The organism is Kosakonia beeri, assembly GCF_054165705.1.
Genome location: NZ_CM135106.1, coordinates 2878483 through 2890835 on the forward strand (window position 1 = coordinate 2878483; position 12353 = coordinate 2890835).

Here is a 12353-nt window from a genome sequence, read left to right on the forward strand (position 1 = left end):
TATTTATCCATTCGTGTCAAATAAACTGAATGTGTTTCACAACAATTAATTATGGAGAAATTAAGGAGAGGATGAATATACTTAAATGAAATTTATCAAAGGCCGAAGTAAATAGCACAAATTAACAAATAAAGATAATGGGCCGGGTATTTCCGGCCCACTTAATTACATTTTATAGCCTAACGTTACCGTCGTTCTGCGATCGGTGTGTTCCGGCGCGGTGGATGGCGGCTCGGAGTTCCAGGTCAGGTTATACGCAACTTTCAGCGCGAAATGCGCGTTGATAGCGACGTTCAGCGCCGTCTCGGAGTTCACAGTAGTGTCGTCCGCACCAAAGACGGAAACGCCCTGCGTGAATTTCGTATTGTCACTGATCTGCCATGCATAGGTGCCAGAAGCGTACCCCAGCGCAGTGGTTTTCGTGTCGCCATCGGTGTACTTATCATGACGCACACCAGGACCGAATTCAAAACGCAGGCTATGCACCGGACCGTTCAGGATCTGACGACCATAACCTGCCGTCAACACGTCGCGATCGCGATAACCGTTATAGCGGTCCGTCAACCAGCTCGCCTGGCCAAACAGGTAATCATAATCCGTCAGGTTGTAACGGCTACGGCCACCAATAGCATATTTCTCAGACGAACGTTCATCGTTTGATGAGGTGTTACTGGCATTGCCCCACAAAGACCATGCCGTTCTGCTACCGTACCAGGTCAGCGTGGAGTCGGCAGTCAAAGAAGAACTCTTTGTGTTGCCGGACTGGGCGAGATAGCCACCATTCACGCTACCTTCGAACGGTTTCTTCGCAGTTGAAGGATCATCCATGACAGTAAAAACGGTATCATCTGCGGCAGCATTCATCGACGCAAGCACGCCCGCAGCGATAAGCAATGCGGGTACTGTCTTAAAAAGCTTCATTTATTAAGAGTCCGTACAGCAAAAAAAGAGACCAACACGGTCCCGGAATCTTTCATGAGGATCAATGACCAACGGTCCTAAGAAAGGTAACAAATTATAAAAAGCCCCGTTAAACATATCAATGAAATCTTATTTGATTTTTTGAATAAGAGAGATCTCAAAAAGGGGTATTTGGTTATTAATCGTTTTTATGCCTTAACTCAATTTCATGGTGAAAATCATACTGTTATTCCTTTCCCTTCCGGGTGATCGGTGCCAGGCTTAGGGCAACCGGATAAAAAGGAGATCATGATGGTTTCTGTTTATACCCTGACGCTCGCGCCCTCTCTGGATAGCGCGACGCTAACACCACACATCTACCCTGAAGGTAAACTGCGTTGCAGCACACCAGTATTTGAACCCGGCGGCGGCGGCATCAACGTGGCCCGGGCGATTGCGCACCTGGGCGGCAAAGCAACAGCCCTCTTTCCTGCGGGCGGAGCGACCGGTGAACACCTGGTCAATTTACTGGCGGATGAACGCGTGCCGACTATCGCGGTGGCGGCCAAAGACTGGACGCGGCAAAACTTGCACGTACATATCGAGTCGAGCGGCGAACAGTACCGCTTTGTTATGCCGGGGGCAGCGCTCAGCGATGATGAGTTTCGCCAGTTGGAAGAAAAAGTCCTCGCCATTGAAACCGGCGCAATATTGGTGATCAGCGGCAGTCTGCCGCCAGGCATCAAAGTAGATAACCTGACACAGCTTATCAAAGCGGCGCAGCAGCAGGGCATCCGATGCATCGTGGACAGCTCCGGAGAGGCGCTCACCGCCGCGTTATCGATCGGCAATATTGAACTGGTAAAACCCAATCAGAAAGAGTTGAGCGCACTGGTCGGGCGGGAACTGACGCAACCGGATGATGTTCGCCTTGCGGCACAGGAGATTGTCCGCAGCGGTAAAGCGTTGCGGGTGGTGGTATCTTTGGGACCGCAAGGCGCACTGGGCGTTGATGCGGAAGACTGTGTGCAGGTTGTGCCACCCCCAATGAAAAGCCAAAGTACGGTAGGGGCAGGAGACAGCATGGTCGGCGCGATGACGCTCAAGCTCGCACAGAATGCCCCGCTTGCCGATATGGTGCGTTTTGGCGTTGCTGCCGGGAGCGCGGCCACTATTAACCAGGGCACGCGGTTATGCGCCCTGCAAGACACGCAGAAAATTTACGACTATCTGCGTAAAGTCTGAAAAAGTCGCGCTTCGCTGGGCGGGCGGGCGCGCATCAAAGCGATCAGGGTAGTCGACAAATTTTCCTTGCCGACTATGCTAAAAAAACTTTCAGGATTACAACGAGGTGAAATATGGGCAGTGACAGCATCACGCGCTACGTCGTAACGGTCACCTTTCATGAACGAACCCTGACCGAAATCAATGAACTGAATAACCACTTTACACGCGCGGGTTTTCTCCTCACCATGACCGATGAACAAGGCAACGTGCACGATCTCGGCACTAACACCTTCGGTTTTATCAGCGCGCTCAGCGAGCAAGATGTCCACGCGCTGGCGAGTGGACTGGCGGAAAGCGCGATCGACGAAGAGGCCGACATTACCGTTAGCACCTGGGACACCTGGCAACAGCAAGATCATTAAGAACGCTGTTGTGCCCTTCGTTGCTCAGTTGTGCGTTATATCCTGTTTTTTGAAAGCTTTAGTGCGCTAACCTTATGATCTGGCTGATTACATGGGAGAGACATCATGTGGCAAGCGATAAGCCGTCTGTTAAGCGAGCAACTGGGCGAAGGCGAGATTGAGCAGCGTGAGGAGCTGCCAGGCGGCGAAATCCACGCTGCATGGCGCGTGCGTTATGCGGGCCGCGATCTCTTCGTGAAATGCGATGAACGTGAACTGTTACCCATCTTTACCGCCGAAGCCGATCAATTAGCGCTGCTGGCACGGAGCAATACGGTCAAAGTACCCGCAGTATGGGCGCTCGGCAGCGACCGTGATTACAGCTTTTTAGTGATGGAATATCTCCCAGCCCGCCCGCTGGATGCACACAGCGCCTTTCTGCTCGGCCAGCAGCTTGCGCACTTGCATCAGTGGAGCGATCAGCCGCAGTTCGGCCTTGATTTTGATAACGACTTATCCACTACCCCACAACCCAACGCCTGGCAGCGACGCTGGTCTACCTTTTTCGCCGAACAGCGCATTGGCTGGCAACTGGAACTGGCGGCAGAAAAAGGGCTGGAGTTCGGCAACATCGATGCCATTGTGGAACATGTTCAGCAGCGTTTATCGTCGCACCAGCCGCAGGCTTCGCTGCTTCACGGCGACTTATGGTCGGCCAACTGCGCCCTCGGGCCGGATGGACCTTACATTTATGATCCGGCATGTTACTGGGGCGATCGTGAATGTGACCTGGCGATGCTGCCGCTTCATCCGGATCAGCCGCCGCAAATCTACGATGGCTACCAGTCAGTCTCTCCGCTCCCGAATGATTTCCTCGAACGCCAGCCTGTCTACCAGCTCTATACCTTGTTCAACCGCGCGATCCTTTTCGGCGGCGAACACCTGGTGAATGCCCAAAAAGCCCTCGAACGCGTGTTAGCCGTGTAGGATATTTTTCTGCATCGGGCCCGGACAGATGCTGCTACCGGGCCCTTTCACGTTATAAAAACCCCAGCAGCGTAAAGAAGAAGTAGCCTGCGACAATGATCAGCACCGGCAACACATACAGCGGGAAAATCTGGCGGAAAATGGAGTGATTTGGCACCACGATCCTTGCTTCAAGCTGCGCGCGCGATAGACCTTCATCGCCTTTGGCCTTTTCCAGAATGGCCTGATCTTCCACCCCTTCACGCAGGAAACGCACTTGCCGGCTCATCCGCGCGCCTGAAGCCTGCAACGCCAGAGCCACAAAGATCAGCGCAAAGATAATCCAAAACATGATGTTCAGGCTTTGGTGAAAATCCGGCGTTGGCGAGTTGTACCAAAACAGGTTCAGAAACGGCGTATTGAAGCGCATCATTTCGATCATTACATGAGCGAAATCCAGCATCACCGCGTTGATACCGGGCTGCTTGTCGCTGTGGTCGTACATAAATTTCAGAATGGAAATAATGGTCGAAATAATGGCCGGAATAAAAATCACCCAACCCAGAACGCGTTTCAGCACGGCTATGCGTCCAGCTTGTTGATACGTCATGGCTTCCCCTTGGTTGTGACGCACGGTTTGCGCCTAAGTCTACCTGCAGAGAATCATTTTCGCCTGATCTTTAAAGGCGGTATGATGCCCTTTCGCTCATAATCCGAACTTTCTTCCCGACACGAGCCGCTAAAAAGAGAGGTGTTATGTCTGCCCCGCAACAAATTCTTGCTGCCATTTTTGATATGGATGGATTACTTATCGACTCAGAGCCACTCTGGGATCGCGCTGAACTGGACGTCATCGCAGGACTTGGGGTCGATATCACACGACGCAATGAACTGCCGGATACCCTCGGATTGCGCATCGATATGGTGGTTGAACTCTGGTATGCGCAGCAACCCTGGAACGGTCCTGGTCGTCAGGAGGTCACCGATCGGATCATACAGCGCGCGATTTCGCTGGTTGAACAAGAACGCCCGCTGCTCGCAGGTGCCCGCGAGGCTGTCGCACTGTGCAAAGCCAACGGTTTGAAAGTGGGTCTGGCCTCCGCCTCGCCACTGCGTATGCTGGAAAAAGTACTCGCCATGTTTGACCTGCGCGACAACTTCGATGCGCTGGCTTCGGCTGAAGCGCTCCCCTACAGCAAACCCCACCCGCAGGTCTACCTTGATTGCGCTGCGAAACTTGGCGTTGAACCGCTCTGCTGCGTGGCGCTGGAAGATTCTGTCAATGGCATGATCGCCAGCAAAGCGGCCCGCATGCGTTCCATCGTTGTGCCGGATGCCGAACATCGTGCCGATCCGCGTTATGTTCTGGCGAACGTCAAACTTGATTCTCTTCAACAACTGACGCTATCCCATTTATTGGGCTAAGTTACCGGGGTGGCATTTTGTCGCCCCGCTCAAAATAATTGAAACATCATTTCATTTTTATTTGTATTTTCCCCGCCCCCCTTCTATCCTGAAACTCAGGCGCTGACGCCCTCTTTCACAACAATAATATGCCGGAGAACTCATGATACTGGATGCCTTTAAGCTTGCGGGTAAAGTGGCCATTGTGACCGGGTGTGATACCGGCCTTGGCCAGGGAATGACACTGGGGCTGGCGGAAGCGGGCTGCGATATTGTTGGCGTAAACCGTAAAATTCCGCATGAAACCGCCCAAAGAGTAGAAGCATTGGGACGCCGCTTCCTGGCGATTCAGGCAGATTTGCGCCACCAGCAGACGCTTGAGGGAATTGTTGCCGAAACCGTTGCCAGGATGGGACGCGTTGATATCCTGGTGAACAATGCCGGTACTATCCGCCGTTGCGATGCAATCGACTTTAGCGAGCAGGACTGGGATGACGTAATGGATCTCAACCTCAAAACGGTGTTCTTCTTGTCACAAGCCGTTGCCCGGCAATTCATTGCACAAGGCGATGGCGGTAAAATCATTAATATCTCCTCAATGCTCTCCTTTCAGGGTGGCATCCGCGTTCCGTCCTACACGGCCTCGAAAAGTGGTGTGATGGGACTAACACGCCTGCTGGCGAATGAATGGGCCCCTCACCATATCAATGTGAATGCCATAGCGCCGGGCTATATGGCGACTAACAATACGCAGCAATTGCGTGAAAATGCCGAACGCAGTCAGGAGATCCTCGATCGCATTCCTGCCGGGCGCTGGGGAGAACCCGCCGATTTACAGGGCGCTGCAGTGTTTTTAGCGTCCCGGGCCGCGGACTATATCAACGGTTATACCCTTGCCGTCGATGGTGGCTGGCTGGCGCGCTAAATCTGACAGGATTGTGACAAAGAGTTACACCGTCACCTCTTCCGCCTACTGTACAAACATCCTATACTGTATGCATCGACAGTTACGCGAGTTTGATCATGACGGCGGAAGGCCACCTGCTTTTTTCCATTGCCTGCACGGTGTTTGCCAAAAACGCTGAGCTGACGCCCGTGCTTGCTCAGGCCGACTGGTGGCATATTGTGCCATCAGCCATTCTCACCTGCCTGCTACCCGATATTGACCACCCGAAATCATTCCTTGGACAGCGGCTGAAATGGGTTTCCAAACCTGTGGCACGCGCCTTTGGTCACCGGGGATTTACCCACAGTCTGCTCGCGGTATTCCTTGCGCTAACCCTGTTTTATTTGAAGGTTCCGGAAAGCTGGGTTATTCCGGCCGATGCACTGCAAGGCATGGTGGTTGGGTATTTAAGCCATATTTTGGCAGATATGATCACCCCGGCGGGTGTCCCTCTGTTATGGCCTTGTCGCTGGCGATTTCGTCTGCCGCTGCTCTCACCGCAAAAAGGCAATCAACTGGAGCGCGTCTTGTGTATGGCGCTGTTTACTTATGCCGTGTGGATGCCCCCCACGTTGCCCGAAAACGGGGCGGTACGCTGGTCCTCACAAGTGATTAACGCATTGCAAAGCCAGTTTGATCGCTTTATTCATCAACAATCCGGCCAGTAATTAACCCGTTATCGCATTTTTGGCATAACCCATTCCATTTGGATATAAGAGCGTCCTGGGAGTTCTGCTAACCTTGCGCCACGGGATCGGCCGACAGGTTGACCGAATAATGATATCAGGAGAACGGGGATGAATTTTCCATTAATCGCGAACATCGTGGTGTTCGTGGCACTGCTGTTTTTGCTGGCGCAGACTCGCCACAAACAGTGGAGTCTGGCAAAAAAAGTACTGGTCGGTTTAGGCCTTGGTGTGGTCTTTGGACTGGCGCTGCAGGCGATCTATGGCTCCGATAATCCGGTACTGAAAAGCTCTATTCAGTGGTTCAACATCGTCGGTAATGGCTATGTGCAACTGCTGCAAATGATCGTTATGCCGCTGGTTTTCGCTTCGATTCTGAGTGCGGTTGCCCGCCTGCATAATGCCTCTCAACTGGGCAAAATCAGTTTCTTAACCATCGGCACGCTGCTGTTCACGACGCTGATTTCCGCTCTGGTGGGTGTGCTGGTCACTAATCTGTTTGGTCTGACTGCGGAAGGACTGGTGCAGGGCTCGGCGGAAACCGCGCGCCTGAATGCAATTCAGAGCAACTATGTGGGTAAACTGGCGGATTTGACGGTGCCGCAACTGCTGCTGTCGTTTGTGCCGAAAAATCCTTTTGCCGATCTCACCGGCGCAAACCCGACGTCGATTATCAGCGTGGTGATCTTTGCCGCATTCCTCGGCGTCGCGGCACTGAAACTGCTGAAAGACGATGCGCCGAAAGGGCAACGCGTACTGACTGCTATCGACACTCTGCAGAGCTGGGTAATGAAACTGGTTCGTCTGGTCATGCAACTGACGCCGTATGGCGTACTGGCGCTGATGACCAAGGTCGTGGCAGGTTCCAACATTCAGGACATCATCAAGCTGGGTAGCTTCGTCATTGCCTCGTACCTGGGTCTGGCTATTATGTTCATGGTGCACGGCGTGCTGCTGGGCATTAACGGCGTCAGCCCGCTGAAATTTTTCCGTAAGGTATGGCCGGTACTGACGTTTGCCTTTACCAGCCGTTCCAGCGCGGCCTCAATTCCACTGAACGTCGAAGCGCAAACGCGTCGTCTGGGTGTGCCGGAATCCATTGCCAGTTTCTCTGCCTCTTTTGGCGCAACCATTGGCCAGAACGGCTGTGCTGGCCTCTATCCGGCCATGCTGGCGGTGATGGTAGCCCCGACGGTCGGCATTAACCCGCTTGATCCGGTCTGGATTGCCACGCTGGTCGGCATTGTGACGGTCAGTTCCGCCGGGGTAGCGGGCGTCGGCGGCGGCGCAACGTTCGCAGCACTGATCGTGCTACCTGCAATGGGGCTGCCGGTGACGCTGGTCGCACTGCTGATCTCTGTCGAACCGCTGATCGATATGGGCCGTACAGCGCTCAACGTCAATGGTTCAATGACCGCAGGCACGCTGACCAGCCAGTGGCTGAAGCAAACGGATAAAACCGTGCTGGATAGCGAAGAGGACGCCGAACTGGCGCATCGCTAAAAGAACAAGTACCACATTAACCGCCTGCACCGTCAGGCGGTTTTTTTATTCGTTATCGATATCTATCTCACCTTCCTGCCGCATCTGCATCGCCCAGCGCTGGGCTGACTCCGGTACGCTGAACACCGGAGAACGGCGAAAATGCTCGCCCATCAGGACAAAAGCCACATATTTGCCACGTAATAACCAGACATCGCGAAACCCTTCAACTTTCAGGGCGTGATCGGGCGGAGCCGGTTCGACACGGGGTACATAGCTGATAACAGCGCGGTTTTGTTGACGAAAAGGTTTCATAGGCAATGCATTCACTAAAGACAATTTCCACAACCAGTAATCACCTATCATAGCCGAAAGTTGCCCTGCGCGTCGCGCCTGCGGTGACTTTCTCTTATTTTTCGCGGGGTTCAGGCGCCCCTCAAACCGTCGCCGTCAGGACATTGTTCTATAGTTAGAGGGGTTTTAATGTAACAACGACCCTTTTCAGCAATGGAAACAGGAGACGAGTTCAATGTCGCAGAATGAAAAAGAGTCACAACATCACGCGCCGGTTCACGATGCCAGCGAGTCGCGCCCCGGACTGGATTCCCTGGCGCCCGCAGATAACTCACACCGCCCTTCTCCCCAGCCGACCGCGCCGGGCGAGCAACCAACCGCACCGGGCAGCCTGAAAGCCCCGGATACCGCGAACAGCAAACTCACCTCGCTGGCGTCTGTTCGCAAGGGCGGCGAAAACTATCCTCTTACCACCAATCAGGGCGTGCGCATTGCCGATGATCAAAATTCATTACGTGCCGGCACACGCGGTCCAACACTGCTTGAAGATTTTATCCTGCGGGAAAAGATCACCCACTTCGACCATGAACGCATCCCGGAGCGTATCGTGCATGCGCGAGGTTCTGCAGCGCATGGTTACTTCCAGCCTTATCGCAGCCTGAGCGACGTGACAAAAGCCGATTTTCTTTCCGATCCAGAGAAGATCACACCTGTTTTTGTGCGTTTTTCAACTGTTCAGGGTGGCGCAGGTTCAGCCGATACCGTGCGTGATATTCGTGGCTTCGCCACCAAGTTCTACACTGACGAGGGCGTTTTTGATCTTGTTGGCAACAACACGCCGGTGTTTTTTATTCAGGATGCACATAAATTTCCGGATTTCGTTCACGCGGTAAAACCTGAACCGCACTGGGCGATACCGCAAGGCCAAAGCGCTCATGACACCTTCTGGGATTATGTTTCTCTCCAGCCAGAAACGCTGCATAACGTGATGTGGGCGATGTCCGATCGCGGCATCCCCCGTAGCTATCGCACAATGGAAGGTTTTGGCATTCATACCTTCCGGCTGATCAATGCCGAAGGTAAGGCAACGTTCGTGCGTTTCCACTGGAAGCCGCTGGCGGGCAAAGCCTCGCTGGTATGGGACGAGTCGCAAAAACTGACCGGCCGCGATCCCGATTTCCATCGCCGGGAATTGTGGGAGGCGATTGAGGCGGGCGATTACCCGGAATATGAACTGGGTCTGCAACTGATCCCGGAAGAGGATGAGTTCAAGTTCGACTTTGATTTGTTGGATCCCACCAAACTGATCCCCGAAGAATTGGTGCCGGTGCAGCGCGTCGGGAAAATGGTGCTTAACCGCAACCCGGATAATTTCTTTGCCGAAAATGAACAGGCCGCATTTCATCCGGGCCATATTGTCCCCGGTCTGGATTTCACCAACGATCCATTGTTACAAGGGCGTCTGTTTTCTTACACCGACACCCAGATTAGCCGCCTCGGTGGCCCGAACTTCCATGAAATCCCGATCAATCGCCCCACCTGCCCTTATCACAACTTCCAGCGCGACGGCATGCATCGCATGGAGATCGACACCAACCCGGCGAACTATGAGCCGAACTCGATCAACGATAACTGGCCGCGTGAAACGCCTCCTGGCCCCAAACGCGGTGGCTTTGAAACCACTCAGGAGCGGGTCGATGGTGCTAAAATCCGCGAGCGCAGCCCCTCTTTCGGCGAATACTATGCGCACCCACGTCTGTTCTGGCTGAGCCAGACACCGTTTGAGCAACGCCACATTGTGGATGCCTTCAGTTTTGAACTCAGCAAAGTGGCGCGGGCTTATATTCGGGAACGCGTCGTCGATCAACTGGTGCGCATTGACGTCAATCTGGCGACAGCCGTAGCAGAGAACCTCGGTATTACGCTCAGTGATGAACAACTTAACACCGCGCCGCCGCCGGACGTTAACGGGTTGAAGAAAGATCCGGCGCTCAGTTTATATGCGGTGCCGGATGGCACAGTCAAAGGCCGTGTCGTCGCCGTATTGTTGAACGAGAAGGTTCGCGCTGCCGACGTGCTCACGCTGTTACAGCAGTTAAAAGACCACGGTGTGCACGCGAAACTGCTCTATTCCCGTATGGGAGAAGTGATTGCTGATGATGGCTCGCAATTACCGATTGCAGCGACATTTGCCGGCTCGCCTTCCCTGACCGTAGATGCGGTAGTTGTACCTGGCGGTCATCTCAGTGGGCTGTTGCAAAATGGCGATGCGAAATACTACCTGCTGGAGGCGTATAAGCACCTGAAACCGATCGCGCTGCTAGGTGATGCTCGTCAGTTCAAAGCCCTGTTGAATGTCGACGCACAAGGTGAAGAGGGCATTATTGAGGCGGATAGCGCTTCTCCGACCTTTGTCGACGAGGTTCTCACCGCGCTGGCTGCGCACCGGGTGTGGTCACGCATTAGCAAAATAGACGCCATTCCTGCCTGATCCTGAAGCGGATAAAAAAAGCCCCATTATCGACATGGGGCTTTTGTTTGCTCAGGCTAAAAGAGAAAAATTACTGCTTAGCTTGCGGATCCGTGTCGTATTCGGCACAGGACTGGTAGCCAGAATTCATAACGTGACCGGTCTCATCCAGGGCAACGAAGTATGTTTCGGTTTTGCCGTCACGTTGACCCAGAATGTAAGTCTGGCAGGTACCGCGAGCGTGGATCATCGTCACTTCAGATGATGGGCGACCTGCAATCTGCATCACCTGCTGGCGGCTCATGCCTTTTTTGACGTCTTTCACTACCGGCTGGCTGACCTGGTCTTTGGCGCGATCGTAAGCCGTACACCCTGCCAGCATGGTCATCACTGCTGCTGCACCAAGAATTCCTGCGATGTTCTTGTTCATATTCCATCCTCTTGTTTATCCGCTTGTGTATCAGCGTGTTATCTAAGCCTGGAATATAAAATTGCATTTTTCAACTTTACAGCGGCGATGGCATAACTTTCGGAAAGTTCTAATAAAACAGAGATAATTTGCTAAAACGCCGTAAATTGCGACACTCAAAACTGTGATCCTTGTCGTTTCACGGCCAAAGGGTTACTTTGAGCCCATCATTTATTTGCAACCTGCAAAGCAGGATTACATAACGGAGGGGTAAATGACTCTGCAACAAGAGATTATTCAGGCGTTAGGCGTGAAGCCGGTGATCAATGCCGAAGAAGAAGTGCGTCGCAGTGTAGATTTTTTGAAAACCTATCTGAAAACGTTTCCCTTTCTGAAATCGCTGGTGCTTGGCATTAGTGGTGGGCAGGACTCCACCCTTGCCGGCAAAGTGAGTCAGATGGCGATATCAGAGCTGCGCCAGGAAACCGGCGATGAGGCTTATCAATTTATCGCTGTGCGTCTGCCCTACGGCACGCAGGCCGATGAGCAGGATTGCCAGGACGCTATTGCCTTTATTCAGCCGGACCGCGTGCTGACGGTAAATATCAAGAGCGCCGTGCTCGCCAGCGAACAAGCATTACGTGATACCGGTATCGAACTGAGTGATTTTGTACGCGGCAATGAAAAAGCGCGTGAGCGGATGAAAGCGCAATACAGCATTGCTGGCATGAGCAAAGGCGTTGTGGTGGGCACCGACCATGCTGCCGAGGCAGTCACCGGCTTCTTTACCAAATACGGCGATGGCGGTACCGACATCAACCCGCTTTTCCGCCTCAACAAGCGCCAGGGTAAACAACTGCTGGCCTGGCTGGGTTGCCCGGAACACCTTTACAAGAAAGCGCCCACCGCCGATCTGGAAGACGATCGCCCTTCACTGCCGGATGAAGCGGCGCTGGGGGTCACTTACGAAAATATTGACGATTATCTGGAAGGCAAAACGCTGGATGCCGACACAGCGAAGATTATCGAAGGCTGGTATGTGAAAACCGAGCATAAACGTCGCCCACCGATCACCGTGTTCGACGACTTCTGGAAGAAGTAATCATAGAGGCGGTGTAAGCCGCCTCTTTTTTAACCGCCACACGCCTGTTATACTGGATAAGTAAAC

General features: G+C 53.3%; 13 protein-coding genes. 9 read left to right on the forward strand and 4 right to left on the reverse strand.

The annotated features are described in order from the left end of the window. Window positions 1-165: 165 nt before the first annotated feature. Window positions 166-921 carry a DUF481 domain-containing protein gene (locus ACUY4S_RS13680; protein WP_458022259.1) on the reverse strand — a complete coding sequence of 252 codons (756 nt, stop codon included), beginning with the start codon at window positions 919-921 and terminating at the stop codon, window positions 166-168. Window positions 922-1212: 291 nt separating this feature from the next. On the opposite strand from ACUY4S_RS13680, the gene pfkB reads away from it, so the two are divergent. The 3 genes from pfkB to ACUY4S_RS13695 all read left to right on the forward strand — a co-directional run bounded on the left by pfkB (window position 1213) and on the right by ACUY4S_RS13695 (window position 3515). Continuing rightward, window positions 1213-2145 carry a 6-phosphofructokinase II gene (gene pfkB, locus ACUY4S_RS13685; protein ID WP_312686796.1) on the forward strand — a complete coding sequence of 311 codons (933 nt, stop codon included), beginning with the start codon at window positions 1213-1215 and terminating at the stop codon, window positions 2143-2145. Window positions 2146-2258: 113 nt separating this feature from the next. Further along, window positions 2259-2549, forward strand: a complete 291-nt coding sequence (gene ghoS / locus ACUY4S_RS13690; protein ID WP_312685903.1) for a type V toxin-antitoxin system endoribonuclease antitoxin GhoS — start codon at window positions 2259-2261, stop codon at window positions 2547-2549. Between the two features lie 105 nt (window positions 2550-2654). Then, window positions 2655-3515, forward strand: a complete 861-nt coding sequence (locus ACUY4S_RS13695) for a fructosamine kinase family protein (RefSeq protein ID WP_458022260.1) — start codon at window positions 2655-2657, stop codon at window positions 3513-3515. A gap of 52 nt (window positions 3516-3567) precedes the next feature. Here ACUY4S_RS13695 and ACUY4S_RS13700 read toward each other — a convergent pair whose 3' ends face one another. Beyond that, on the reverse strand, window positions 3568-4104 hold the full coding sequence (locus ACUY4S_RS13700) for a YniB family protein (RefSeq protein ID WP_312685897.1): 537 nt from the start codon (window positions 4102-4104) through the stop codon (window positions 3568-3570). 146 nt (window positions 4105-4250) lie between these two features. Here ACUY4S_RS13700 and hxpB point away from each other — a divergent pair, with 146 nt between their 5' ends. The 4 genes from hxpB (at window position 4251) to ACUY4S_RS13720 (ending at window position 8033) form a co-directional block, all read left to right on the forward strand. Continuing rightward, window positions 4251-4919 carry a hexitol phosphatase HxpB gene (gene hxpB / locus ACUY4S_RS13705; protein WP_312685894.1) on the forward strand — a complete coding sequence of 223 codons (669 nt, stop codon included), beginning with the start codon at window positions 4251-4253 and terminating at the stop codon, window positions 4917-4919. Window positions 4920-5061: 142 nt separating this feature from the next. Next, a complete protein-coding gene (gene kduD, locus ACUY4S_RS13710; RefSeq protein WP_458022261.1) occupies window positions 5062-5823 on the forward strand; it encodes a 2-dehydro-3-deoxy-D-gluconate 5-dehydrogenase KduD in 762 nt (253 codons plus the stop codon). Between the two features lie 98 nt (window positions 5824-5921). Next, window positions 5922-6512 carry a metal-dependent hydrolase gene (locus ACUY4S_RS13715; protein WP_458022262.1) on the forward strand — a complete coding sequence of 197 codons (591 nt, stop codon included), beginning with the start codon at window positions 5922-5924 and terminating at the stop codon, window positions 6510-6512. Window positions 6513-6641: 129 nt separating this feature from the next. After that, a complete protein-coding gene (locus tag ACUY4S_RS13720) occupies window positions 6642-8033 on the forward strand; it encodes an L-cystine transporter (RefSeq protein WP_312685885.1) in 1392 nt (463 codons plus the stop codon). A 45-nt stretch (window positions 8034-8078) separates the two neighbouring features. Here ACUY4S_RS13720 and cedA read toward each other — a convergent pair whose 3' ends face one another. Next, entirely contained in the window at window positions 8079-8327 is a 249-nt protein-coding gene (cedA, locus tag ACUY4S_RS13725) for a cell division activator CedA (RefSeq protein ID WP_458024222.1), read from the reverse strand. Between the two features lie 214 nt (window positions 8328-8541). On the opposite strand from cedA, the gene katE reads away from it, so the two are divergent. Further along, window positions 8542-10797, forward strand: a complete 2256-nt coding sequence (gene katE, locus ACUY4S_RS13730; protein WP_458022263.1) for a catalase HPII — start codon at window positions 8542-8544, stop codon at window positions 10795-10797. A 70-nt stretch (window positions 10798-10867) separates the two neighbouring features. Here the strand turns inward: katE and osmE are convergent, their stop codons facing one another. Beyond that, the gene (osmE, locus tag ACUY4S_RS13735) at window positions 10868-11206 is read right to left on the reverse strand and encodes an osmotically-inducible lipoprotein OsmE (protein WP_312685878.1); all 339 of its coding nucleotides are present in this window, start codon (window positions 11204-11206) and stop codon (window positions 10868-10870) included. A 253-nt stretch (window positions 11207-11459) separates the two neighbouring features. Here osmE and nadE point away from each other — a divergent pair, with 253 nt between their 5' ends. Next, the gene (gene nadE, locus ACUY4S_RS13740; protein WP_458022264.1) at window positions 11460-12287 is read left to right on the forward strand and encodes an NAD(+) synthase; all 828 of its coding nucleotides are present in this window, start codon (window positions 11460-11462) and stop codon (window positions 12285-12287) included. The last annotated feature ends 66 nt before the right edge of the window (window positions 12288-12353 follow it).